We start from the raw sequence: 24084 nt of genomic DNA, 5'->3' as shown, positions 1-24084 counted from the left end.
CCCCGTGCCCCGTCAGGAGTCAACATGCTTTTTGCACATGACACCGAAGTTTCCCTGGTGACCACCGCCGCGCTGATCAACACGCTTCCCGGCGCTTCTCACAGTGGGGACGACGAGCTGGCGACCGCTGAGCAACTCGCTGAGTTCCTCGATCGGTTCGAGTTCACGGGCTACCGCGCCGGAGACGCCGGGGAACTCGACGAGATGCGTGCTCTCCGCGGGCGGTTGCGGGAGCTCTGGACGCGCGACGAAGACGGTGTCGTCGCGCTCGTCAATGAGCTGCTTCGCGAGGCGAACGCGCTTCCGCAGCTTGTTCGGCACGACAACTGGGACTGGCACATCCATGCGACAGAGTCATCGGCTGCCGTAGCCAGACGCGCGCAGGTCGAGGCTGCGATGGCGGTTGTCGACCTCGTTCGCGCCCAGGAGCTCTCCCGGCTCCACGAGTGCGCTGCCGACGACTGCAGCGCGGTCGTCGTCGACCTGTCGCGCAACCGCTCGCGTCGCTACTGCGACGTCGGCAACTGCGGAAACCGGGCACACGTTGCCGCTTATCGCGCGAGGCGGCGAAGCGCGTAGTCACTGACGGCATCCGTGTACATCAGACGGATGCCGTCGGCTGGGCTATCCCTCGACCAGGATGCCCAGCTGGGTGGCAAAGAGCGGCGCGAGCTCGCTGAGCTGGTACTCGCTGACCGTCGCACCCTTCAACCCCTCGAGCCCGTGGATGGCCTGGAACTCGAGGCCGCGCAGGTCGACGTGTGTGAGCGCCGAGCGGGTGAGGTCGAGGGTCTGTACACGGGTGCCGGTGAACGCGACCCGCGTTGCGGTCGCGCCGCCGAGGTCGAGCTCGTCGATGGTGCAGTCCTCGAACAGGACGTCGGTGAGCGACGAGCCCCGCAGGTTGAGGTAGCCCAGCTTGCTGCCCGAGACGCGGACGGACTGCCAGGTCGCGTCGAACAGTTCGCCTGAGCCGATCCGTGACCGGCTGAGGGTGACGTCGCGCCAGGTCGACCGGCTGGACCGCAGAATCGGGGCGTTGATGCCGGTGAGCACCGACTCGATCAGGCGGGACCCGCGGAGGTTCGCATCGGTGAGGGTGACGTCGTCGAGCGAACACTCCCGGAGCGTGATGCTGGAGAGGTCGCGGTCGGAGAGGTCGACGCCGCTGAACTCCTCGAGTTCGCGGTCGTCGTCGGTGTCGAGCGAGTCGGCATCGCCTGGCGCCCGCTCCACGACGCGCAGTGTGTCGAGACGTGGGGGATGAGTGGATGGGCGACGTGCCATTGATGCCTCGCAGAGTGACGGTGAAACTGTGGAATCGGGCATGAAAAGCCCCTGGGTCGCAGATCCGGCGGCGACCCAGGGGCTCGATCGATGCTGTTACTCGCGGGTGATGGCGAGCATGCGAAGGATCTCCATGTACAGCCAGATGACCGTGACCATGATGCCGAACGCGCCGGACCAGCCGTACTTGCGCGGTGCGCGGTTCTGCACGCCCCTCTGGATGAAGTCGAAGTCGAGAACGAGGGAGTATGCACCCATGATCACGCACAGCACACCGAGGATGAGGCCGAGGGGGATGCCGGCGATATCCGCACCGCGGAGGCCGAAGGCGTTATCGGTCAGGCCGAACATCTGCATTCCGACGTTGACGAGCGAGAACACGAGGTAGCCGACCATGGCGATGAGGAAGATCTTTGTCGCCTTCTTCGACGCGCGGATCTTGCCGCTCGCGAACAGCGCGAGGGTCACACCGACGACGACGAGCGTCGCGATGACGGCCTGGGCGACGATTCCCGAGTAGCGTGCGTCGAACATGCCGGAGATGCCACCGACGAAGATGCCCTGAACGCCGGCATAGGCGAGGATCAGCGGAGCGGACGGCTCCTTCTTGAAGGTGTTGACCAGGGCGAGAACGAAGCCGACGATGGCCGCACCGATGGTCAGGAGGGGCATGCCAGCGGCCCAGCCGAGGACAGCGCCGACAAGGAGCACGCCGAACGCGATGGCGCTCTTAGTGATCGTGTCTTCAACCGTCATCCGGTCGGCGGTGACGCTGCCTGCGGTCGGACGGTTGTACATGTCCTGCAGTTCGGACGCGCTCGCCGTCTGCACAGCCATTGCGTTTGACCGCGTGAATGCCGGGTTCTTGAACGCCGGGTTGTTCGTTGCCATGTCTAAAGTTTTTCCTTCTCAGTCGTAACGGCTGGAATGTGGTCGCCCCGCGAAGCGGAACGTCAGTCTAATCTAGTGGTCTTTGCTGGGAAACACCGAGGTTTACGCGGGTATTCCAAGGCTGGGGCAGTGATGCTCGCCGCTCGCTTAGGCTCGACGCATGACAGCGTCCGATCCGGCACCCCCGCTCATCATCGGTCACCGCGGTGCTCCCGGTTATCGCCCCGAGCACACCCGGTCCTCCTACGAGCTCGCTTTCGCTCTGGGAGCGGATGCTGTGGAGCCAGACATCGTCGCGACCAAGGACGGCGTGCTCGTGCTCCGGCACGAAAATGAGATCTCCGGAACGACGGATGTCGCAACCCGGCAGGAGTTTGCCGACCGCCGTGTCACCAAAGAGATCGACGGGGTCAAGCTGACGGGCTGGTTCACCGAGGACTTCACCTGGGCGGACCTGTCGACCCTGCGAAGCCGCGAGCGCATTCCGGCGCTCCGGCCGGCGAGTGCGAGTTTTGACGGTTCGGCAGGCATCCTTCGGTTCTCGGACCTGCTCGAGATTATCGATGAGGCCTCCGAGACGCAGGGGCGGGCGCTGGGGCTCGTCGCGGAGATCAAGCACGCGACCTACTTCGACAGCGTGGGTCTTCCTCTTGACGAGCTGGTGACATCCGCTCTCTCCGGTACGTCGTTTGCGGAGGGCCCGGGCCTCATCGTCGAGGCCTTTGAGAAGTCGGTGCTCGCCAGGATGCACGCTCGCGGGCTCACGGCCCGTTACATCTACCTGCTCGAAAAACAGGGCAGTCCCTTCGACGAGATCGCTCTGTTCGGGACGAAGGCACCGACATATGCGGATGTCGTCACTGACGACGGTCTTGATACTCTCGTCGCGGGCTCTGGCGGGTTTGCCGTCGACGGGATCAGCGTCGACAAGGCGATGCTCTTCGCCGGTGCACCAGCGGGGCACACCAATGACCTCGTCGAGCGCGCGCACCGGCGCGGGCTCGACGTGTTCACCTGGACTCTTCGACCGGAGAACAAGTTCCTGTCGCGGGCGTTCCGGACGAACGGCGAGCCGTCGGCATTCGGAAACTGGGAGGCCGAGTTCGACGCGATCCTTGCAACGGGGATCGACGGCGTGTTCTGCGACCACCCCGACCTCGGTGTGGCCGCGCGGGATGCGCGACGGAGGGACCCGGCGCGCGCAGACGGCTGAGAGAACTGGAGCCGGTTGTCAGACGCCCGGCCTAAGCTTGACAGTGATATGGCGAGCACCCCGGAACCGAACCCACAGTCTGCGACTCCCGTGATTGTCGACGGCTGGCACACGGCCAGTATCCCGTCGAGCGATCCGAGTGGGCAGAGCGGTGAGAGCCGACTGCTCGATGGCCTCAACCCCCAGCAGCGCGAGGCCGTGCTCTACCGCGGGCAGGCGCTGCTCATCGTTGCCGGTGCCGGCTCAGGAAAGACCAGCGTGCTCACCAGGCGCATCGCGAGCCTGCTCGAGAACCGTGAGGCCTGGCCGAGCCAGATCCTCGCGATTACGTTCACGAACAAGGCCGCCGCCGAAATGCGGGAGCGGGTCGGTGCTCTCGTCGGGCGGGTCGCGGAGGGCATGTGGATCTCAACCTTCCACTCTGCGTGCGTGCGTATTCTCCGCCGCGAGGCCGAGAACTTCGGCTTCACCAAAAACTTCACCATCTACGACTCGTCCGACTCCCGGGTGCTCATCAAGCGGATCATCAAGGAACAGGGTGCAGACGTGCTCGGGTTTACGCCCGCGAACGTCTCGGCCAAGATCTCGAAGCTCAAGAACGAACTCGCCGACGTCGACAGCTACGCGCGAAACGCCAACATGGAGGACCCCAACGAGGCCGCGTTCGTTCAGATCTTCCGCGCGTATACCCGGGCGCTCACCGCGGCGAATGCCTTTGACTTCGACGACCTCATCGGCCAGACCGTGTACCTGTTCCGGGCGTTCCCCCATGTCGCCGCGACCTACCAGAACCGGTTCAAGCACGTGCTCGTCGACGAGTACCAGGACACCAACCACGCGCAATACTCGCTCATCCGCGAGTTGACGCGGCCGCCGGCACTCGACGACAACGCGCTCATCACCACGTCACCAGGGGCATCCCTCACCGTCGTCGGTGACTCCGACCAGTCGATCTATGCGTTCCGTGGCGCCGACATCCGGAACATCGTCGAGTTCGAGCGCGACTTCCCGGGTGCGAAGGTCATCCTGCTCGAGCAGAACTACCGGTCGACGCAGAACATTCTCACCGCGGCCAACTCGGTCATCGCCAACAACTTCGACCGCAAAGACAAGAAGCTGTGGACCGCGGTCGGCGACGGCGAGAAGATCGTGGGTTACACGGGCTACTCGGGTCACGATGAGGCACAGTTCGTCGCCGATGAAATCGAGAAGCTCCACCGCGAGGGGATGCCGTACAGCTCGATCGCCGTGTTCTACCGAACCAACGCGCAGACCCGTGCACTCGAAGAAATCTTCATCCGTTCGGCCCTGCCGTACCGGATCATGGGTGGCACGAAGTTCTACGAGCGGGCGGAAATCAAGGATGCCATGGGCTACCTCGTTTCCGTCGCGAACCCTCAAGACACCCTCGCCCTCCGCCGCATCCTCAACACCCCGAAGCGGGGAATCGGCCCGGCCACGGAGACACAGCTGTTCCGGTTCGCCGAAGACAACAACCTGACCTTCCGCGAGGCGATGCGTGAGGCAGCGGCTCTCGGGCTCGGACCGAAGGTGACGAACGCGATCCTGTCGCTGTCGGCACTGCTCGACGAGGGGGCCGCGCTGGTCGCAGAGGGCAAGGTCGCCGATGTGCTCTCGACGCTCGTGACCAAGAGCGGGCTGATCGAGTCGCTGCGCAGGAGCCACGACCCGCAAGACGAAGCGCGCGCCGAGAACATCGAAGAACTCATCGCCGTCGCCAGGGAGTTCGAGCGCAACAACCCCGATGGAGAACTCGTCGACTTCCTCACCGAGGTCTCGCTCGTCGCCGCGGCCGATGACCTCGACGACTCGAGCGGCACCGTCTCGCTCATGACGCTGCACACGGCGAAGGGACTCGAGTACGACGCTGTCTTCCTCACCGGCATTGAGGAAGACCTGCTGCCGCACCGGATGAGCGCGTCGGAGCCCGGCGGCCCCGCTGAGGAACGCCGGTTGTTCTACGTGGGAATCACCCGCGCGAAGAAGCGGTTGTTCCTCTCGCTGGCCATGACCCGTGCCCAGTACGGCGAGACCGCCGTTGCCATGCCGAGCCGTTATCTGCAGGAGATCCCCGGTGAGCTCATCGAGTGGCGCCAGTCGCCAGGGATGGCGAACTCGCGGGGTGGAACACAGCCCCGTGCGCTCAATGCCAACCGGACCAAGTGGAACGGCACAGACCTCGCGACCAAGCCACTCACCGAGAAGCGCGACTGGCCGAACCGCATCACGAACCAGGTTCGTGACAACGGCTCGCTGGAACTCGCCGCTGGCGACCGCATCCGTCACAGCGATTTCGGCGAGGGTCGCGTTCAGACCGTCACTGGCGAAGGTGCCAAGCGGATCGCACACGTTCAGTTCGAATCGGCGGGCTTCAAGAAGCTCCTGATCAAAATCGCACCGATTGAGAAGTTGTAATAGCCATGCTGCGCACCATGTTCACCGCGAAAATTCACCGCGCGACAGTCACCCAGGCCGACCTGCACTACGTTGGCTCGGTGACCGTCGACCTCGACCTGCTCGACGCCGCAGACATTCTGCCGGGTGAGCTTGTCTCGATCGTCGATGTGACCAACGGCGCGCGGTTGGAGACGTACACGATTGCCGGCGAGCGTGGCAGCGGCGTGATCGGTATCAACGGTGCCGCTGCACACCTCGTGTTCCCGGGGGACACGGTCATCCTTATCGCGTACGGGCAGATGACGACCGAAGAGGCGCGACAGTTTGTGCCGAACGTTGTGCACGTCGACTCCGCAAACCGCATTGTCGCCCTCGGGAGCGACCCGGCAGAGGCGATCGTCGGCGACGTCGAAACCCCGCCCCACGCACTGCTCCGCTGATCGCTGGTCACGCACCAGCGCCGCTCACGCACCAGCGCTGACAGACAAGTGACGGCCGGCCGGGCGGGGACGCCGCGGCCTCAGGCACGCAGCTCCCGTTGCAACGAGCGCGAGCGCGAGAACGGCGGCGTGCAGGCGCGAGAGGTCGCCACTTCCTGTCTCGGGCAGCGTCGGTGCTTCCGGCCTGGGTGCTTCTGGCGTCGGGACCGGCGCAACGTCGGGCTGGCCGGCGGGCGGAGGGGGAGCCGGCGGCGCATTCACGGTCGTGATCTCTGTTGCCACGCCGAACGGTGACGTCCAGGGCAGAATTCGTGCGCCGCCCTCCGCGGGTGCCGTGTCGGTCGGAGAAATGCTCTCGACCCAGACGTAGTGCCCAGGCCCGGCGAGCGTGCACGAGGGGGTGACGTATTCGCCCGGCCCTGTCGTAATGACGCGGGTGACCTCGCAGACAACCGGGGCATCGGCGGGAGGATGCTCAGCCGGCACGATCTGCTCGGCGAATGGCCCGAGCAGCCTGCTCCGAACGGTCAACGGAACCGTCGTGAACGGTCCGCCAGGCGGGCCGACCACCGGCCACTCGGCGAGTGTCGACGCTGTCGGCTCGACCGCGATGATCACGGTGTCGGAAATCCCGGCCCCTTCGTCGGCGACGGCCGCGCTCGTCCGGGTGGATACCACCGGCTGGAACGGCAGGTCACTCGGCAGGGGAGTGGACACGGTCGCTGTGGCGCTCGCCGAAGCTGAGCCGGCCGTGAGAAGGTTCTGCGCCGCACCGGACGACACCGCCATCGTGAGTGCGTTCCCGTAGGGAAGCCCGTCGAAGTGGACCGAGGCCGCCACATCGGCGACTGCAGAGCCGGCAGTCACCCGCACCCGAATCGGAACACCGTTGTGCACTGAGGCAGTCGTTGAACCGTCGGCGAAGGTCGCCCCGCTGAGCGTCATCGTCCCCTCGTGGGCGCCAGCGGGCGCCACAACAGGGCCGGCCGCAACGGTGTCGGCCGTGAGCACCGCCGTCACCCGTGAACGATCGCCGTCTCGGCTGAGTTCAAGGGCCGCACCGACCGAGCGGGAAGCGGACATCTCCGCCTCATCGAGCATCCGGCGGGCGAGCTCCAGAACGGAGGCCGCGTCCGCGCCTGCCTTTGCGGCGAGTTCCTCCTGGGTGTGGCTGCCCAGCCCGGTGAGAGTCCAGGTTGCAATCTGTCCGGCAGCGGCGGTCGTCGGGTCGGTTGACCCCGCCCAGCTCCGGGAGATGTAGGCGAGCCGTGCGGCGTCGTCGGGGCTGTACCAGCCGAGCGCAGCACCGTCGGCATAGGAGAACTCAGCCCCGTTCGGAGTTCCGCGTTCGGTGTTGACGCAAAAGGCGAGGGTTCCGTCGGCGAGGCGCCACGACCCGAGCCAGAATCCACCGTTCTCGGACGAGTAGTAGCCGAAAGCCCGACCGGTGACCGGCACGGCGGATGCCGGGGGTGCCGCGAAGAAGAGCGGAGCGAGCACGGCGGCCACGACGGTGAGGACCAGCATCATGATGCTGGCACGTCGGCGACGGCCGCCGGGTGTGGGGACGGTCGGGGTTGGAGTCTCCGTGGCACGTGTTCCACAAAGTGATGTCGGGGTCATACCCAGAAGTGTGTTGTCGCCGGACGTCGCCCTGAACCGGACCATGACGACTGTGGACAGGCAGGCGCATCGGTTGCGTTGGGGAGGACCGGCTGAGGTCACCGCCGGGCTTCGAATACTCCGGCCAGCGATCGAGGCCTACCGCGACGAAGCGCGCAGTCTCCGCAGGTAGAAGGAGCACAGGGCGAACCGGATGCCGCGCGGCAGCTTCGGCCAGACCAAACGCGTAACGCGGATGAGGCGGTCGAACCGCCGTTGCTGCTTCGGTGACCACCGGAATCCGTAGTCAGCGCGCAGCCTCTCGTCGAGGAGCCCGGCCGTCATCAACCGCGCGAGTGGCATCGCGGCTCGGAGCACGAGTGGCAGGGACCTCGCGGAGAGCAGCTCCCTGCTGACAGCGAGAGCCTCAGGGGTGACCTCGAGTTTCGCGGTCTCCTCGGCGAAGTAGCGGTCGAAGTCGGCCCGGGTCGGTGGCCACAGCTCCGGCGTCATTTGGAGCGCGGTGCCGAGCACCGCGTATTCGCGGTAGATTCGCTCGGCGGACTCGTCATCGAGCGGCCCGTACACCAGTTCCCACACGGTGATCGCGGTGTCATAGAGCGTCGCGGCCACCCAGAGCTGGAGAGCCGGGTCGAACGCCGAGTAGCCGGGCGATTCCGGTGTTGGCGCTGCCGAGACCGGCCCGTGCGCCGCATTGACTCGACTGGTCACCCGGCGCTTGTCGGCATCTGTTCCGTTCACCTGGGCATAGACGAAGGTCAGCGTCGCGTGCAGCCGGTCGAGCGGGCGTGACGCGAAGTCGCTGTGGGCCGCAACTCCGAGGCCGACACCGGGGTTGGCGATCTGGAGCAGGATCGCGCGACCGCCGCCCGCAACCAGCACCGCGTCCCCGCCGATGTCCTCAAGTGTCGTCACGCGCCCACCGTAGCCCACACTCCCCGCCGCCCACCGAGAACGGTGAGCCGGTACGCTCGAATGAGACGAAGTAGAGTGGTAACGGCATTTCTCTCGGCGTCGAGATACTTGACGCGGGACGGCCAGCAACTGCGCACATCAGAAATGCATCAAGCAGAACGGAAATCCACGTGGATCTTTACGAATACCAGGCACGAGACCTGTTCGAAAAATACGACGTCCCGGTCCTGCCGGGCATCGTCGCAGAGACGCCCGAGGAGGTACGCGCCGCAGCCGAGAAGCTCGGAGGCGTCGTCGTCGTGAAGGCCCAGGTCAAGGTCGGCGGGCGAGGCAAGGCCGGCGGCGTCAAGGTCGCCAAGACTCCTGATGAGGCATTCGAGGCGGCTCAGTCCATCCTCGGCCTCGACATCAAGGGCCACGTCGTCAAGCGCGTCATGGTCGCAGGCGGCGCCCGTATCGCGCAGGAGTTCTACTTCTCGGTGCTGCTCGACCGCGCCAACCGTTCCTACCTGTCGCTCACGAGCGTCGAGGGTGGAGTGGAGATCGAGGTTCTCGCCGTCGAGAAGCCCGAAGCGCTTGCCCGCATCGAGATCAACCCGCTCGACGGAATCGACACCGCCAAGGCCCGCGAGATCGCGGTTGCCGCGAACTTCCCGGCCGAGCTCGTCGACAAGGTCGCCGACGTCTTCGTCAAGCTCTACAACGTCTACAAGAGTGAGGATGCCACGCTCGTCGAGGTCAACCCGCTCGTGCTCACCGAAGAGGGCGACATCATCGCCCTCGACGGCAAGGTCACGCTCGACGAGAACGCCGACTTCCGCCACCCGTCGCACGCGAAGCTCGAGGACAAGGACGCCGCTGACCCGCTCGAAGCGAAGGCCAAGGCTGCAGGCCTCAACTACGTCAAGCTCGACGGCGAAGTCGGAGTCATCGGAAACGGTGCAGGGCTCGTCATGTCGACCCTCGACGTCGTCGCATACGCCGGTGAGAACCACGGCGGCGTGAAGCCGGCCAACTTCCTCGACATCGGAGGCGGAGCATCCGCTGAGGTCATGGCCGCAGGCCTCGACGTCATCCTCGGTGACCCGCAGGTCAAGAGCGTCTTCGTCAACGTCTTCGGTGGCATCACCGCGTGTGACGCCGTCGCGAAGGGTATCGTCGGCGCGCTCGCCGAACTCGGCTCCGCCGCGAACAAGCCCCTCGTCGTTCGCCTCGACGGCAACAACGTCGAGGAAGGCCGCCGCATCCTCAACGAGGCCAACCACCCGCTGGTCACCCTCGCCGCAACCATGGACGAAGGCGCCGACAAGGCCGCCGAGCTGGCTTCGAAGTAAAAGGACGAACGAAACAATGTCAATTTTCCTCAATAAGGATTCCAAGGTCATCGTCCAGGGCATCACCGGCGGCGAAGGCACCAAGCACACCGCACTGATGCTCAAGGCAGGCACCAACGTCGTCGGCGGCGTCAACGCCCGCAAGGCCGGCACCACCGTCGTTCACGGCGACGTTGAACTGCCCGTCTTCGCCACGGTCGCTGAGGCCATGGAGAAGACCGGCGCTGACGTGTCGATCGCCTTCGTGCCGCCGGCGTTCACCAAGGACGCTGTCATCGAAGCCATCGACGCCGAGATCCCGCTGCTCGTCATCATCACCGAGGGCGTCCCCGTCGGGGACTCCGCCGAGTTCTGGGCGTACGCGCAGAAGAAGGGCAACACGACCCGGATCATCGGCCCGAACTGCCCAGGCATCATCACGCCTGGAGAGGCGCTCGTCGGCATCACGCCGGCGAACATCACCGGAAAGGGACCGATCGGCCTCGTCTCGAAGTCAGGAACCCTGACCTACCAGATGATGTATGAGCTGCGCGAGATCGGCTTCTCGACGGCCATCGGCATCGGTGGAGACCCCATCATCGGCACCACCCACATCGATGCACTGGCTGCGTTCGAAGCCGACCCCGAGACCAAGGCGATCGTCATGATCGGTGAGATCGGTGGAGACGCTGAAGAGCGCGCCGCTGACTACATCAAGGCGCACGTCACGAAGCCCGTTGTCGGATACGTCGCCGGGTTCACCGCTCCCGAGGGCAAGACCATGGGCCACGCGGGCGCCATCGTCTCCGGCTCGGCCGGAACGGCTGCGGCCAAGCAGGAGGCTCTCGAAGCCGCCGGCGTCAAGGTCGGCAAGACCCCGTCAGAGGCTGCACGCCTCATGCGCGAGATCATCGCCGGACTGTAAACCAGCACAACCAGCACACACGAAGGGCGGCAGGAAACTGCCGCCCTTCGTCGTGTCTGGCGTGGCAGGACGGACCGCCGCCTGACGGCGGCTAAACTCCAAGTCGAATGAACCGCACAACACTTGCCATGCTCGCCGCGCTCGAGGCACTCATCACCGTCGCCATCGGAATCGGGGTCACCCTCGTTCCGCTGAGCGTGCTCTGGGCCACCGACTACGGATTCTCCGTCGACTGGCTGGTCTTCTGGCGTGCGTCCGTCGACATCTGGTTGCTCGGCAACGGCGTCGACCTCACGGTGACCCTGCCGAGCGCGCTCGTCGCAGCCATCGGCATCCCCGAGGCATCCGCACCATTCCTCGTGAGCTTCGTCCCTCTCGCGGTCGCCGCGTTCACCGTGATCATGGGTGCCCGTACGGGCTCACGCGCTGCGGCGAGCAGGTACTGGCCGATCGCCCTGGGCTCGGCGCTCGTCATCTTCGTCCTGATCACCGGAGCGCTCGCGCTCACGGCCGTCGATTCCACGGTGAACCCGTCGCTCCCGCAGAGCTTCCTGGTACCAGGCGCCATCTACGCCCTCGGACTCGCTATCGGCGCCAGACGCGTGCTGTTCCGGGCGGATGCCATGGGCAACGGAAGGGTGAAGGCCTGGGTCACCGGCATCGCAGACAGGTTCGACGACACGGCTGCTGCGGTGCTCTCCGCCGCCTTCCGCGGCGGGTTCGCTGCCGTACTCGGTGTCGTCGCCGCCTCGGGGATCCTGCTCGCCGTGGCCGTCATCGGTAACTTCGGGCTCATCACCAGCCTGTACCAGAGCGCCCAGCTTGGGGTGTCCGGCGGGATCATGGCTACGATCGCGCAGCTGGCGTTCCTGGGCAACATCGTCATCTGGGTCGCGTCATGGCTGATCGGCCCGGGGTTCGCGCTCGGTGCCGGGAGCTCGATCTCGCCGGTGAACACGCTGGTCGGGCCCATCCCCGCCTTCCCCATCTTCGGTGCCGTCCCGAACGGCGATCTGCCATTCGGCTTCCTCGGGCTGCTCGTTCCCTTCATCATCGGCTTCGTCGCGGCCGCTCTCGTTCGGCCGCAGCTCATTCGGGCCCTCCGCGGCGGTCCTCTCGCCGTGAGGCTTGCCATCGCGGCCGTCGGAATCGGAGTGGTCGCCGGGCTGGGGCTCGGCCTGCTGGCCTGGTTCTCCGGGGGAGCGATTGGACCAGGCCGGTTCGAGACCGTCGGCCCGAACCCGTGGCTGGTCGGTGTTTTCGCGTTTGCAGAGGTCACCATCGCCGCCCTCATCGGTATGGCATCAGGCAAGAGCGATCCCGGGCAGCTCGACGTTCCCGCCAGACGAACAGGCACCGCCTCGCGCTGAGCGACTCCTCCGCCGGGAAGCGACTCAACTGTAGGATTGGCCCGTGCTGAATATCGTCGTGCTGATCTCGGGTACGGGATCCAATCTCCGCGCGCTTCTCGAGGCGTCGGCCGACGCTGAGTTCCCCGCCCGTGTGGTCGCCGTTGGCGCAGACCGCGAGGCAGATGGGCTCGCTCACGCGGAAGAGTTCGGGATCCCCACCTTCACCGTTCCGTTCAGTTCCTTCGCCAGCCGCGAGGAATGGGGCGTGGCCCTCCTCGAACAGATCCGGGTGTGGAACCCGGACCTCGTCGTGCTGAGCGGGTTCATGCGACTTCTGCCGCGGACCGTCGTCGACGCGCTCGCACCGCACCTCATCAACACGCACCCGGCCTATCTCCCCGAGTTCCCGGGTGCACACGGGGTCCGCGACGCCCTTGCCGCCGGAGTCGACGAGACAGGGGCATCCATCATCGTTGTCGATAATGGCGTCGACCAGGGTCCCGTCATCGTGCAGGAACGCGTTCCTGTGCTGCCGGGCGACACCGAGCAGGAACTGCACGACAGAATCAAACCGGTCGAACGCCGCCTGCTCGTGCAGACGGTTCTCGACATCGCCAACGGTCTCGATCTCGCTTCCCTCTAGCGCGACCGGCCTCTCAACCCCCGTTCACTCGGCATCCACAAGGAGCACACAATGGCCGGCCCAACACACGACAAGAGCCTGTACCGCGACCGTGACGTCGTGCCCATCACACGCGCCCTCATCTCGGTCAGCGACAAGACCGGCCTCATCGACCTGGCCCGCGCGCTCGCGGAGGCCGGTGTCGAAATGGTGTCGACAGGGTCGACAGCCCAGGCCATCAGGGACGCCGGCTACGCGGTCACCGATGTCGCGACTGTCACTGGGTTCCCCGAGTCGCTCGACGGCCGGGTGAAGACCCTCCACCCATCGGTGCACGCCGGTCTCCTTGCCGACCTCCGCCTCGAGTCGCACGAGCAGCAGCTCGGCGACCTCGGTGTCGAACCGTTCGAACTCGTCGTCGTGAATCTCTACCCGTTCGTTGAGACCGTTGCGAGTGGGGCCGTCGGCGACGATGTCGTCGAGCAGATCGACATCGGCGGACCCGCGATGGTGCGCGCCGCCGCAAAGAACCACCCGAACGTCGCGATCGTCGTGTCGCCGGCCAGCTACGGCGAGATCATTGAGGCCGTCGCAAAGGGCGGTACGACCCTTGCCCAGCGTCGTGAGCTCGCCGCACGAGCCTTCTCGCACACGGCGGCGTACGACACAGCGGTCGCCGGCTGGTTCACCGACACGGCTGAGGGTTTCGGTGCATCACTGACGATCCAGGCCGAGCTTGCCCACGTCCTCCGCTACGGCGAAAATTCGCACCAGGAAGCGGCGCTGTACCTGCGCGCCGGTGGCCACGGCATCGCCCAGGCGACGCAGCTCGGCGGCAAGGAGATGAGCTACAACAACTTCGTCGACGCGGATGCCGCCGTGCGCGCCGCGTACGATTTCACCGTCCCTGCCGTGGCCATCATCAAGCACGCGAACCCGTGCGGAATCGCCGTGGCGTCGCCAAAGGCACCGGATGCCATAGCGTCTGCACACGCCCGTGCTCACGCGTGCGACCCGGTCTCTGCGTTCGGCGGCGTCATCGCGGCGAACCGGATGGTGACCCTCAAGATGGCGGAGACCATCAAGGAGATCTTCACGGAGGTCATCGTCGCGCCCGGGTTCGACGAAGACGCACTTGACGTGCTTCGCACCAAGAAGAACCTCCGCATTCTCGAGCTGCCAGCGGACTTCGCGCCGGAACCTCTCGAGGCGAAGCAGGTCTCTGGCGGCATCCTCGTGCAGCAGGCAGACCGGTTCCCGACCGAGGGAAGCGTGACCGACACGTGGAGCCTCGCCGCCGGCGATCCCGCCGACGATGAGACCCTCGCCGATCTCGCGTTCGCGTGGACGGCGTGCCGTTCGGTGAAGTCGAACGCGATACTCCTCGCGAAGAATGGTGCGTCTGTCGGTGTGGGGATGGGGCAGGTCAACCGTGTCGACTCGTGCCACCTCGCGGTCACGCGCGCCGGCGACAGGGCCGCTGGCTCGGTTGCGGCATCCGACGCCTTCTTCCCGTTCGCCGACGGACTCCAGGTGCTTCTCGATGCCGGTGTCCGGGCCGTCGTGCAACCCGGCGGCTCGGTTCGGGATGAAGAGGTCATCCAGGCTGCCAAGGCTGCCGGCATCACGATGTACTTCACCGGAGAGCGCCACTTCTTCCACTAGAAGACCGGTCCTTCTCAGGGAACAGGGGGAGTCATGGTGAGCCACTAGGCTCATGCCATGACTGTTTCGTGGGGCCGCAGGCTCGTTTCATCCTTCCTCGCCGCACTGACGACGGTCGTGGTGACGCACGCTGCCAGCGTGTTCGTGTTCTTCGTCTCGCAGCAGTACCAGTCGGCCGTGCTCACGCAGGTCAGCGACTATTACTTCCTCGGCAGCATCTTCGCGTTCCTGCTCGTCTTTGTCTTCGGCATCGTCGGCGCCCTGAGGCAGTGGTGGACGGCGCTTCTTGTCGGCCTCTTCGCCGGGCTCGTCGGCGCGCTGATCGGTACGGGCATCACGACGCTCGCCGGCGGGTTCGACCTGAACGGTGAGGTGATCGAGTACCTCTTCGGAACTCTGGTCAGCATCAACGGCGTCTACGTTGTGGTTGCCACGATCATCGCACCGACGATCGGCCGCGCCGTCTACAACAGGGCGATCGAGTGGAATGCATCGGCGGAGAAGGCCGGCTCGCGGGTCGCACTGGTCAGGATGCCCGCGTCGAACCTCGCCAAGGGCACCGTCACCCACATTGAGCGCACGCCCGTCGACACCGAGCTTGCAGACACGCAGTGGGACGCATACACGAAGGCCCTGGAAAGCAACGGCTGGACCACCCGCGAGGTCACCTTCGCGGACAAGCTCGCCGACTCCGTCTTCGTTGAGGACACCCTGGTTGTTGTTGGGCCGGTGGCAATCGTGACGCGCTCGGGAGTCAGCAGCCGCCGTGACGAGGCCGAGGCCGCCGAGGAAGCTGCTGAGTCGCTGGGCCTCCGGATCGAACGCATCATGAGTCCTGGCACGCTCGACGGCGGCGACGTCCTCATCGTCGGCGACCGGATCTACGTCGGTCGCGGTGGACGGACCAACGCGGAAGGCATCAGCCAGTTGCGCGAGATCGCGACCCGCGAAGGTTTCACGGTCACGGCGGTCCGGGTCACGAAGGCGCTTCACCTCAAGACGGCGATGACGGCGCTCCCGGACGGCACCATCATCGGTCACCCCGACCTCGTCGATGACGCTGCCTTCTTCCCGCACTTCCTGGCGGTCCCGGAGAGAGCCGGCGCCAACGTGATCGCGCTGTCCGCTGACACGGTGCTGATGTCAGCGTCAGCGCCGAAGACGGCGAAGCTCGTCGAGGATCTGGGCTACACGGTTGTCAGCGTCGACATCAGCGAGTTCGAGAAGCTCGAGGGCTCGGTGACCTGCCTGTCGGTGCGCGTCGGCTAAGCCCGGAAAAAAACTTCTTGCGGGGCCAGCGCACGCGTTCTAGGCTGAAGGGCTGTACTGCGGCAAGGAGGACGTGATGATGTACTCGACTAAGACGATGTACCCGATTAAGGCGCTGGCTCAGAGCCCGGCGGCCACACGGGTGCGCGTTTCGCGAGTCCGCCGCTCGCGCGTCCCGGCCCGAATTCTGTATCCGACGTCCTGACGCCGCCGAGCCTTCCGTCGCGGCCGACGGACCCGTTGCAGTTGTCCCGCCAGGGAATCTGCCGTCTCTCACCTTCGTTTCTCGGGAACATCATGTTTTCCCTCTGCCCGCCGGTCGGGCTCTTTCATGGAAGAGAAGTCTCTCGCTATGGCTCGTCACACCGACGCCAGTAAAACCCAGCCAGTATCGAACCACACCTCGACACTGAGCACGTTCCGCTCACTGCTGCGGATCTACCCCTATGCCAAGTCCGCGTTGCCACGGATCTACCTCGGTATGGGTGCGGCCCTCGGCGCCGGCCTCGTTGCCCTCGGGATCCCACTGGTGCTCGAGGCTCTCGTCGACGGCCCACTCGCCACGAGGGACACGTCCCAGCTCTGGTGGGCGGCTGCTGGAGTGCTCGGACTCGGAATCCTCGAGGCGGTCTTCATCGCCCTGCGGCGCTGGTTCGTACTGACCCCAGGGACCCACGTCGAGGCGGCAATGCGCAACTCGCTGTACACCCGGCTGCAGGACCTGCCGGTTGCGTTCCACGACCGCTGGCAGTCGGGACAGTTGCTCTCCCGCGCGATCAGCGACCTCAACCTCATCCGCCGCTGGCTGTCGTTCGGGCTCGTACTGCTCGTGGTCAACATGGTCACGATCGTGATCGGGGCCGCCGTCCTGTTCTACTGGCACTGGCTTCTCGGCACCATCTTCCTCACCCTCGCGATTCCTGTGTGGATCTACGGCTTCGTGTTCGAGAAGAAGTACTCGATCATTGCGCGGAGAAGCCAGGACCAGGCCGGCGACCTCGCAACGGCCGTCGAGGAGTCCGTGCACGGCATCCGTGTACTGAAGGCGTTCGGGCGGGGAAAGTACGCGCTCCGCAACTTCGAGTCGCAGGCGGAAAGTCTGCGGGGGACGGAGATCGAGAAGGCCAAGGCGATCGCCGGCATCTGGCTGTGGCTGCTCCTGCTGCCGGACATCGCATTTGCGCTGTGCCTGTTCACCGGGATCTGGCTGGCGTCGACCGGAGAAATCACCGTCGGCCAGTTGTTCGCGTTCTTCGCGACCGCAACGGTGCTGCGGTTCCCGATCGAATCCATCGGGTTCCTGCTGTCGATGACGTTCGACACCAGGACGGCAACCGACAGGTTCTTCGAGGTCCTTGACACAGCGAACACGATCACCGACCCGGAGAACCCGAAGACGATCCTCGCGCCGGAAGGTCGACTCGTGTTCGAGGACGTCCACTTCCGGTACCCGGATTCGCCCGCCGACGTGCCCGACCTGATCGACGGCGTCGACCTCAGCCTCGAACCGGGGGAGACCATGGCCCTCGTCGGCCTGACCGGCTCGGGAAAGTCGACACTGACGGCGCTGCCTGCCCGTCTGTACGACGTGACCGGTGGACGGGTGACGCTGGATGGAATCGACGTGAGGGACCTCAGGCGTGAGGAGCTCCGCACCCACATCGCGATGGCCTTCGAGGATGCGACGCTGTTCTCGGCATCCGTTCGCGACAACGTTCTGCTCGGACGGGCGGACCTCGATCCGGCCAGCCGTGAAGCGGATGCCGTCATGAACGAGGCCCTCGACATCGCGCAGGCGGGCTTCGTGCGCGACCTGCCCGACGGAGTCGACACGAAGGTCGGCGAAGAGGGACTCAGCCTCTCCGGTGGACAACGACAGCGCCTGGCTCTCGCCAGGGCGGTCGCGGCGAACCCGTCGGTCCTCGTGCTCGATGACCCGCTCTCCGCGCTCGACGTGGACACCGAGGCTCTCGTGGAGGCAGCCCTCCGGCGCGTCCTCGCCTCGACGACGGCGCTCGTCGTCGCCCACCGGCCGTCGACGGTCATGCTGGCCGACAGGGTCGCCCTGCTCCAGGACGGCAGGATCACCGCTGTCGGACGACACAGCGAGCTGATCAGGACCAACGAGCACTACAAGTTCGTGATCTCGAGCCTCGAGGACGAAGAGAAACGCGAGGCAGCCGAACAGATCGACCGCGCCCTCGCAGAGGACGTTCGGGAACAGGAAGAGGTGAGCAAGTGAGCACCGCAACAGTGGACGGCGTCGAGGGTGAAGAACGCGACGACTTCACGAAGAAGGAGAGCGCGCAGATCCGGCGGAGGTCGCTGAGGCTGCTCGGCTCGCTGCTCGCGCCGCTCAAGCTGCGCCTTGTGCTGACGATGCTCGTTGTCGTCGTCTCGGTCGCGGCCCAGGTCGCCGGCCCCGCGCTCATCGCGTTCGGCATCGACAGGGGTCTTCCGGCTGTTCTCGAGTCGAACGACTGGATGCCCGCGTTCGTCATCGTCGGTCTGTACCTGTTCACCGGTGTGATCGGCGCGATCCTGATGGCCTGGTACACCGTGCTGAGTGCCAGGGTCGGGCAGGCGATCCTGATCGACCTTCGCAAGCGGGTGTTCCTCCAGACTCAGAAGCTCAGCCTCGAGTTCCACGAGAGCTACACGTCCGGACGCATCATCTCGAGGCAGACCAGCGACCTCGACGCGATTCGCGAACTCCTCGATTCGGGCATCAACCAGCTCGTCTCCGGCGTCCTGTACATGCTCTTCACTGGAGTGGCGCTGTTCCTGCTCGACGGCATCAGCGGACTGGTTCTGCTTGGCTCTCTCGTGCCGCTCTACTTCCTCACCCGCTGGTTCCAGAAGCGGTCTCAGGCGCTGTTCCGCCAGTCGCGCGTGGCATCCGCGAAGGTCATCGTGCAGTTCGTCGAGACGATGACCGGCATCCGTGCCGTGAAGGCGTTCCGCAAGGAGAGGCGCAACGCGGAGCACTTCGGTGAACTCGTCGAGGACTACCGGAGCGTCAACGCGCGGGTCATCCAGCTGTTCGGTGTCTTCGACCCCGGTCTCGTCTTCATCGGAAACGTCACTGTCGCGATCGTGCTCCTCGTGGGCGGCTTCCGCGTCATCGATGGTTCGCTTGCGATCGGCGCCCTTCTCGCCGTTGTGCTGTACACGCGTCGCTTCTACGACCCGATGGAGGAGATGGCGATGTTCTACAACTCCTACCAGTCAGCCGCGGCCGCGCTCGAGAAGATCTCGGGTGTCCTCGAGGAGAAACCGACGGTTCCTGACCCGGTGCACCCCATCGACCTGTGGAAGGCGCGCGGACACGTGCACTTCGACGGTGTGCGGTTCGCGTACAAGGACGACAACGTCGTGCTGCCCGACTTCACTCTCGACCTGCCCGCTGGCCAGACGATCGCGCTCGTCGGTTCGACCGGAGCGGGAAAGTCCACTCTCGCCAAGCTGATCTCGCGGTTCTACGATCCGACAGAGGGCACCGTGACTCTGGACGGCGTCGATTTGCGGATGCTGCACCCCAAGGACCTGCGCCGGGCGATCGTCATGGTCACCCAGGAGGCGTACCTGTTCTCGGGTTCCGTCGCCGACAACATCGCGATCGGGAAGCCGGAGGCCAGCCGGGATGAGATCAAGGCTGCCGCCAGAGCCGTCGGGGCTGACACCTTCATCGAGTCCCTTCCGAACGGGTACGACACCGACGTCAACAAGCGCGGGGGCCGGGTGTCTGCCGGGCAGCGCCAGTTGATTTCGTTCGCGCGGGCGTTCCTCGCCGACCCCTCTGTGCTCATCCTCGACGAGGCGACGGCATCCCTCGACATTCCGAGCGAGCGCCTCGTGCAGGAGGCGCTGCAAACGCTGCTCGCCGACCGCACAGCGGTGATCATCGCTCACCGCCTGTCGACGGTGGCGATCGCGGACCGCGTGCTCGTGATGGAGCACGGGAAGATCGTGGAGGACGGCAGCCCCTCTGAGCTGATCTCGGGCACCGGCCGGTTTGCCCAGTTGCACGCGGCGTGGCGGGAGTCGCTGGTTTAGCCGCGTCGCCGGACTCGCTGGTTTAGCCGCGTGGCTGGATGTCCTGTGAGCCTGGCGACAGCATCCGCTGTTCTCAGACGAACGCGGATGCCGCGACGCGGTAGCCGCCGTTCGCGCGCGTCTGCAGCGGGGTTCCCTCGGCCTCGTAGTGAACGAGTGCCTCTTCCTCGTGCGCCTGGGGTGGAAGGCCGCCCGCGCGGACGACACGCCACCACGGGACATCGCTGCCGTACATGGCCATGATGCGACCGACGCCGCGGGCGGAACGCGAACCGAACGTCGCGGCGACCTGCCCGTAACTCATGACGCGACCGGGCGGGATGGACTCGACGATGTCGAGGACTATCGCGACCTCGTCCCGTACTTCTGGCCGTGCGCCTGCCATGTTCTAGAGCTTGCGGACGCCGACTGTCTCGCCGTACTGGGTCTCGCTGACCGGTTCGAATCCGACGTGGCGGAAGAATGCCTCAGGTCCGAGCTCGCCGGGTTCGTAGATCACGTTGACGTGATCGAATCCGCGCTTCGCGGCCTCGGCGCTGAGCGCCTCGACAGCGAAGGTGCCGACGCCGCGACCCTGGTCATCAGCATCGACGTTGATTCGCCAGAGGATGGAGCGGAATTCGTCTTCGCCATCGGGGTCGAAGTTGGCCTGGACAAAGCCAACGACCTCGTCACCGTCGAGGATGACCCGCTGCCAGGTTGTGGCCGGATCGAGCACGGCGGCGGCGACGGAATAGGAGACCGGAGCAACAAATTGTTCCTGTCCCGGCTTGAGAGTCAGCGTGTTGACAGCGACGATCGTAGAGGCGGACAGTTCGACGAGTCTCAGTTCAGGCATGCTGCAAGGCTAGCCGGAACCGTCAGGTCTCGGGTAGCCGGGAACGTCACTGAGCGTTAAGTTCAGGAACCGTTAACCCGGGTATTTCACCCACCGCCCGAGCTGCAATCCCGCGTCGACCCCGGTGCCTCCGCGACCTGTTCGGCGCGTACCATCGACTGCGGAGGTGGGAAATGTCGTCAGTGTCATCGCACTCGAGTCCATCGGAGACCGGGGGTCAAACGCTCACCGGTCGCGAACTGCTGGCGCGGGTCCTGGCACGGATGGACAGCCAACTGCCCTGGTTCCAGGTGCTCCCGGCCGCCAGGCGGGCAGCGATCGAAGAAATCACCAGGTCGCTCGTCGAGGCATTCGTCTCCTACTGCTCGCACCCGGATCCCTCTGCTGTCCCGCGCGTGTTCGGCGAAGCGCCGGCCGAGCTTGTCCGTTCGATCAGCCTCGAGCAGACCCTGCAGCTGATCCGGGTGTCCGTCGCCGTTGTCGAAGACAGCCTGGTCGGCCCAGAAGCTGCCGCGTATCGCGAAGCCAGCCTCGACTTCTCTCGTCAGCTGGCGTTCGAAGCCGCCGAGATCTACGCGGTCTCCCGTGCGTCGCCAGGATTGTGGGACCCGCGACTCGAGCAGCTGGCCATTGATTCGGTTCTCTCCGGGCGAGGGGTCGCCGATCTCGCCGACCGGCTCGGTGCTGTCGGCTGGCGCGGGGGCGGAGCGAGCGTCGTCGTGGTCGGCGCCGTCGGCGACACCGTCGATGAAGACCGGCTTCGCCGCGCGGTCTGGGCGGCCGGTGCCGATGCTCTTGCCGGTATGCGCAACGAGCGCTTTATCCTCGTCCTGTCGTTGCCGGTCGCGGCGGCGGGCGGGCACGAGGCGAACGAGGCGCAGAGCGATGACACGGATGCCATCGGCCGCGTTCAGCAGATAGCCAGGGACATCGTCGCGGCGACGCTGTCGGAGACCACGGTTCTCGGGGATGTGGTTGGTTCGATGGCCGACGCGGCGACGAGCGCGCGGGCCGCGGTCTCCGGTGCGCGGGTCGTTCACACCTGGCTGCAGGTGCCGACGATCGTCGGCGCTGACCAGCTCCTGCCGGAGCGCGTACTCAACGGCGATTCAGACGCCCGTACGGCGCTCCTGCAGCGTGTCCTGGTCCCGCTGCAGGACGGCGCGAGCGACTGGCTCGAGACCATCGCCATCTACCTCGACAGTGGCCGTTCGATCGAGGGCTGCGCCCGAGCGCTCGACGTGCACGCCAACACGATCAGGTACCGGCTGGCCCGGGTGTCCGAGGTGCTGGGCTTCGACGTCACTGCCCCACGGAACGCGTTCACCGTGCAGTGCGCGCTGCGCCTTGCGAGCTGATCGCCGGCATCCGGAAATCTCTCGATATCAAGATAGTTGCGGCTCTCAGGTAAGCTGGACGACGGTCGGTAAGGCCCCACAAGCTAGGAGCTTTCTATTGTCAAAAATTAAGGTTGAAGGCACTGTCGTCGAACTCGATGGCGACGAGATGACCCGCATCATCTGGCAGTCCATCAAGGACACCCTGATTCACCCGTACCTCGATGTGAACCTCGAGTACTACGACCTCGGCATCCAGAAGCGTGACGAGACGGATGACCAGATCACCATCGATGCTGCTCACGCCATCCAGAAGCACGGCGTCGGCGTCCAGTGCGCGACGATCACCCCCGATGAGGCTCGCGTTGAGGAATTCGGCCTCAAGAAGATGTGGAAGAGCCCCAACGGAACGATCCGTAACATCCTCGGCGGCGTGATCTTCCGTGAGCCGATCATCATCTCCAACATCCCGCGTCTCGTGCCGGGCTGGAACAAGCCGATCATCATCGGTCGTCACGCTTTCGGTGACCAGTACCGCGCCACCGACTTCCTCTTCAAGGGCAAGGGAACACTCACGGTCGAGTTCACGCCCGAGGACGGATCAGAGCCGCAGAAGTTCGAGGTCTACCAGTCGCCGAGCGACGGCATCGCTCAGGTTCAGTACAACCTCGATGCGTCCATCCGCGACTTCGCGCGTGCGAGCCTCAACTACGGTCTCACCCGTAACTACCCGGTGTACCTCTCCACGAAGAACACCATCCTCAAGGCATACGACGGCCGGTTCAAGGACATCTTCCAGGAGATCTTCGACGCCGAGTTCAAGGAGCAGTTCGAGGCCGCTGGACTGACCTACGAGCACCGCCTCATCGACGACATGGTGGCATCCGCCATGAAGTGGGAGGGCGGATACGTCTGGGCCTGCAAGAACTACGACGGCGACGTCCAGTCAGACACCGTCGCGCAGGGCTTCGGATCGCTCGGTCTCATGACCAGCGTTCTCGCGACCCCGGACGGAAAGGTCGTCGAGGCCGAGGCTGCACACGGAACCGTGACGCGTCACTACCGCATGCACCAGCAGGGCAAGCCGACGTCGACCAACCCGATCGCGTCGATCTTCGCCTGGACCCGCGGGCTCTCGCACCGCGGCAAGCTCGACGGCAACGACGCGCTGATCGAGTTCGCGTCGACCCTCGAGGACGTCGTCATCAAGACCGTCGAGTCGGGCAAGATGACGAAGGACCTCGCGCTCCTCGTCGGCCCGGAGCAGCCGTACCAGACCACCGAGGAATTCCTCGCTGAGATCACGGCGAACCTCAAGACCCGCCTGGGCTAAACCCCCAACACGAAAACGCTCCCCGATCCACAGGATCGGGGAGCGTTTTCGTTGTGCTGCGGGTGTTAGCCCTGGCAGACGGTCTGCAGGTCGCCGAACGTGGTCTGGACCTCGGTAATGGCATCGGTGAGCGCCGTCTGGTCCGCGTTATCGGGGTCGGCGGCCGCGATTTCCATTTGCTCCGCGAAACCGCTGAGCGCCTCTGTGGCCTTGGTGCTTTCCGGCTTGACGTCTTCGTTGGTGATCTTGTCGTTCGCCTCCGAGAAGGTCTCCGAGAGCTCGGTCACGGCTTCAGCGCCGGCGACCGGGTCGTTCCCGAACGATGAAACACTGTCGGTGAGTTCGGTCTGTGCATCCTCGAGTGTTGTCTGCACGATCGAGCAGGCCTCCGCCTTCGACTGCCCACCAGCGCACCCGGTGAGGAAAAGGCCCGCTACGGCAATGATGCCGATCGTTGCCGCGCTGGTTGTTCGGTTCCTGGACACAAGTTCCCCCTGAAAGAAAGTGCTGGGTGAGAGCGATGAGTGATCGACTCGACTGTATCAGCGTGAGTATGGGAGAACTCGTGCTGCCACTGGCTTCTCCGC

The 24084-nt window shown here is 65.4% G+C and carries 21 protein-coding genes; 14 read left to right on the top strand and 7 right to left on the bottom strand.

Annotated features, from left to right (window positions below; translation table 11 throughout):
- The first annotated feature begins 24 nt into the window (after nucleotides 1-24).
- Nucleotides 25-579, top strand: a complete 555-nt coding sequence (locus C3E77_RS11240) for a CGNR zinc finger domain-containing protein (RefSeq protein WP_108391714.1) — start codon at nucleotides 25-27, stop codon at nucleotides 577-579.
- Nucleotides 580-624: 45 nt separating this feature from the next.
- Here C3E77_RS11240 and C3E77_RS11235 read toward each other — a convergent pair whose 3' ends face one another.
- Both C3E77_RS11235 and C3E77_RS11230 read right to left on the bottom strand, forming a co-directional pair.
- Complete coding sequence (locus tag C3E77_RS11235; protein WP_108391713.1) at nucleotides 625-1329, bottom strand: pentapeptide repeat-containing protein; 705 nt, start codon at nucleotides 1327-1329, stop codon at nucleotides 625-627.
- A 54-nt stretch (nucleotides 1330-1383) separates the two neighbouring features.
- Nucleotides 1384-2178: a Bax inhibitor-1/YccA family protein gene (locus tag C3E77_RS11230; protein ID WP_108391712.1), complete on the bottom strand. Its 795-nt coding sequence runs from the start codon at nucleotides 2176-2178 to the stop codon at nucleotides 1384-1386.
- A 160-nt stretch (nucleotides 2179-2338) separates the two neighbouring features.
- Here C3E77_RS11230 and C3E77_RS11225 point away from each other — a divergent pair, with 160 nt between their 5' ends.
- From C3E77_RS11225 to panD, 3 genes are read left to right on the top strand one after another with little or no spacing between them, the layout of a single operon-like run.
- Nucleotides 2339-3391 carry a glycerophosphodiester phosphodiesterase family protein gene (locus C3E77_RS11225; RefSeq protein WP_108391711.1) on the top strand — a complete coding sequence of 351 codons (1053 nt, stop codon included), beginning with the start codon at nucleotides 2339-2341 and terminating at the stop codon, nucleotides 3389-3391.
- Nucleotides 3392-3439: 48 nt separating this feature from the next.
- Nucleotides 3440-5827 carry an ATP-dependent helicase gene (locus C3E77_RS11220; RefSeq protein ID WP_108391710.1) on the top strand — a complete coding sequence of 796 codons (2388 nt, stop codon included), beginning with the start codon at nucleotides 3440-3442 and terminating at the stop codon, nucleotides 5825-5827.
- 5 nt (nucleotides 5828-5832) lie between these two features.
- A complete protein-coding gene (gene panD / locus C3E77_RS11215; RefSeq protein WP_108391709.1) occupies nucleotides 5833-6249 on the top strand; it encodes an aspartate 1-decarboxylase in 417 nt (138 codons plus the stop codon).
- 24 nt (nucleotides 6250-6273) lie between these two features.
- On the opposite strand, the gene C3E77_RS11210 is transcribed toward panD, so the two are convergent.
- Both C3E77_RS11210 and C3E77_RS11205 read right to left on the bottom strand, forming a co-directional pair.
- Entirely contained in the window at nucleotides 6274-7872 is a 1599-nt protein-coding gene (locus C3E77_RS11210; protein WP_162924988.1) for a hypothetical protein, read from the bottom strand.
- Nucleotides 7873-8010: 138 nt separating this feature from the next.
- A complete protein-coding gene (locus C3E77_RS11205) occupies nucleotides 8011-8787 on the bottom strand; it encodes an oxygenase MpaB family protein (protein WP_162924987.1) in 777 nt (258 codons plus the stop codon).
- 170 nt (nucleotides 8788-8957) lie between these two features.
- Between C3E77_RS11205 and sucC the strand changes: the two genes are divergently transcribed.
- From sucC to C3E77_RS11165, 8 genes are all read left to right on the top strand, one after another.
- Complete coding sequence (gene sucC / locus C3E77_RS11200) at nucleotides 8958-10121, top strand: ADP-forming succinate--CoA ligase subunit beta (protein WP_108391706.1); 1164 nt, start codon at nucleotides 8958-8960, stop codon at nucleotides 10119-10121.
- 16 nt (nucleotides 10122-10137) lie between these two features.
- A complete protein-coding gene (gene sucD / locus C3E77_RS11195) occupies nucleotides 10138-11025 on the top strand; it encodes a succinate--CoA ligase subunit alpha (RefSeq protein ID WP_108391705.1) in 888 nt (295 codons plus the stop codon).
- A 107-nt stretch (nucleotides 11026-11132) separates the two neighbouring features.
- Nucleotides 11133-12395, top strand: coding sequence for a cell division protein PerM (locus C3E77_RS11190; protein ID WP_162924986.1), 1263 nt, complete (start codon nucleotides 11133-11135; stop codon nucleotides 12393-12395).
- A gap of 43 nt (nucleotides 12396-12438) precedes the next feature.
- A complete protein-coding gene (purN, locus tag C3E77_RS11185; RefSeq protein WP_108391703.1) occupies nucleotides 12439-13020 on the top strand; it encodes a phosphoribosylglycinamide formyltransferase in 582 nt (193 codons plus the stop codon).
- A gap of 51 nt (nucleotides 13021-13071) precedes the next feature.
- Nucleotides 13072-14664, top strand: coding sequence for a bifunctional phosphoribosylaminoimidazolecarboxamide formyltransferase/IMP cyclohydrolase (gene purH / locus C3E77_RS11180; protein ID WP_108391702.1), 1593 nt, complete (start codon nucleotides 13072-13074; stop codon nucleotides 14662-14664).
- Nucleotides 14665-14721: 57 nt separating this feature from the next.
- Nucleotides 14722-15933 carry a dimethylargininase gene (gene ddaH / locus C3E77_RS15765; RefSeq protein WP_108391701.1) on the top strand — a complete coding sequence of 404 codons (1212 nt, stop codon included), beginning with the start codon at nucleotides 14722-14724 and terminating at the stop codon, nucleotides 15931-15933.
- 352 nt (nucleotides 15934-16285) lie between these two features.
- Complete coding sequence (locus tag C3E77_RS11170) at nucleotides 16286-18175, top strand: ABC transporter ATP-binding protein (RefSeq protein WP_108391700.1); 1890 nt, start codon at nucleotides 16286-16288, stop codon at nucleotides 18173-18175.
- A complete protein-coding gene (locus tag C3E77_RS11165) occupies nucleotides 18172-19989 on the top strand; it encodes an ABC transporter ATP-binding protein (protein WP_108391699.1) in 1818 nt (605 codons plus the stop codon). The genes C3E77_RS11170 and C3E77_RS11165 overlap by 4 nt, the downstream gene beginning before the upstream one ends.
- Before the next feature lie 73 nt (nucleotides 19990-20062).
- Here C3E77_RS11165 and C3E77_RS11160 read toward each other — a convergent pair whose 3' ends face one another.
- On the bottom strand, nucleotides 20063-20374 hold the full coding sequence (locus C3E77_RS11160; RefSeq protein ID WP_108391698.1) for an MGMT family protein: 312 nt from the start codon (nucleotides 20372-20374) through the stop codon (nucleotides 20063-20065).
- A 3-nt stretch (nucleotides 20375-20377) separates the two neighbouring features.
- Nucleotides 20378-20827 (bottom strand): GNAT family N-acetyltransferase, encoded by a 450-nt coding sequence (locus C3E77_RS11155; protein WP_108391697.1) that lies wholly within the window; start codon nucleotides 20825-20827, stop codon nucleotides 20378-20380.
- A 173-nt stretch (nucleotides 20828-21000) separates the two neighbouring features.
- Here C3E77_RS11155 and C3E77_RS11150 point away from each other — a divergent pair, with 173 nt between their 5' ends.
- Together C3E77_RS11150 and C3E77_RS11145 are read left to right on the top strand one after the other, a co-directional pair.
- On the top strand, nucleotides 21001-22185 hold the full coding sequence (locus tag C3E77_RS11150) for a PucR family transcriptional regulator (protein WP_108391696.1): 1185 nt from the start codon (nucleotides 21001-21003) through the stop codon (nucleotides 22183-22185).
- Between the two features lie 97 nt (nucleotides 22186-22282).
- The gene (locus C3E77_RS11145; RefSeq protein WP_108391695.1) at nucleotides 22283-23497 is read left to right on the top strand and encodes an NADP-dependent isocitrate dehydrogenase; all 1215 of its coding nucleotides are present in this window, start codon (nucleotides 22283-22285) and stop codon (nucleotides 23495-23497) included.
- Between the two features lie 65 nt (nucleotides 23498-23562).
- Here the strand turns inward: C3E77_RS11145 and C3E77_RS11140 are convergent, their stop codons facing one another.
- Nucleotides 23563-23982, bottom strand: a complete 420-nt coding sequence (locus C3E77_RS11140; RefSeq protein WP_108391694.1) for a hypothetical protein — start codon at nucleotides 23980-23982, stop codon at nucleotides 23563-23565.
- Nucleotides 23983-24084: the final 102 nt, after the last annotated feature.

Source organism: Mycetocola zhujimingii (assembly GCF_003065425.1).
GTDB classification, from domain to species: domain Bacteria; phylum Actinomycetota; class Actinomycetes; order Actinomycetales; family Microbacteriaceae; genus Mycetocola_A; species Mycetocola_A zhujimingii.
The sequence above is the reverse complement of the archived record's forward strand: the minus strand, read 5'-3'. Positions and strand labels throughout refer to the sequence as shown.

Bases quoted from the DNA above. Each gene is read 5' to 3' on its own strand.
- C3E77_RS11210 (WP_162924988.1), bottom strand. From the start codon at position 7,872: ATGACCCCGACATCACTTTGTGGAACACGTGCCACGGAGACTCCAACC.
- C3E77_RS11240 (WP_108391714.1), top strand. From the start codon at position 25: ATGCTTTTTGCACATGACACCGAAGTTTCCCTGGTGACCACCGCCGCG.
- purH (WP_108391702.1), top strand. From the start codon at position 13,072: ATGGCCGGCCCAACACACGACAAGAGCCTGTACCGCGACCGTGACGTC.
- C3E77_RS11155 (WP_108391697.1), bottom strand. From the start codon at position 20,827: ATGCCTGAACTGAGACTCGTCGAACTGTCCGCCTCTACGATCGTCGCT.
- ddaH (WP_108391701.1), top strand. From the start codon at position 14,722: ATGACTGTTTCGTGGGGCCGCAGGCTCGTTTCATCCTTCCTCGCCGCA.
- C3E77_RS11170 (WP_108391700.1), top strand. From the start codon at position 16,286: ATGGCTCGTCACACCGACGCCAGTAAAACCCAGCCAGTATCGAACCAC.
- sucD (WP_108391705.1), top strand. From the start codon at position 10,138: ATGTCAATTTTCCTCAATAAGGATTCCAAGGTCATCGTCCAGGGCATC.
- C3E77_RS11160 (WP_108391698.1), bottom strand. From the start codon at position 20,374: ATGGCAGGCGCACGGCCAGAAGTACGGGACGAGGTCGCGATAGTCCTC.
- C3E77_RS11190 (WP_162924986.1), top strand. From the start codon at position 11,133: ATGAACCGCACAACACTTGCCATGCTCGCCGCGCTCGAGGCACTCATC.
- panD (WP_108391709.1), top strand. From the start codon at position 5,833: ATGCTGCGCACCATGTTCACCGCGAAAATTCACCGCGCGACAGTCACC.
- C3E77_RS11235 (WP_108391713.1), bottom strand. From the start codon at position 1,329: ATGCCCGATTCCACAGTTTCACCGTCACTCTGCGAGGCATCAATGGCA.
- C3E77_RS11225 (WP_108391711.1), top strand. From the start codon at position 2,339: ATGACAGCGTCCGATCCGGCACCCCCGCTCATCATCGGTCACCGCGGT.
- C3E77_RS11230 (WP_108391712.1), bottom strand. From the start codon at position 2,178: ATGGCAACGAACAACCCGGCGTTCAAGAACCCGGCATTCACGCGGTCA.
- C3E77_RS11220 (WP_108391710.1), top strand. From the start codon at position 3,440: ATGGCGAGCACCCCGGAACCGAACCCACAGTCTGCGACTCCCGTGATT.
- C3E77_RS11150 (WP_108391696.1), top strand. From the start codon at position 21,001: ATGTCGTCAGTGTCATCGCACTCGAGTCCATCGGAGACCGGGGGTCAA.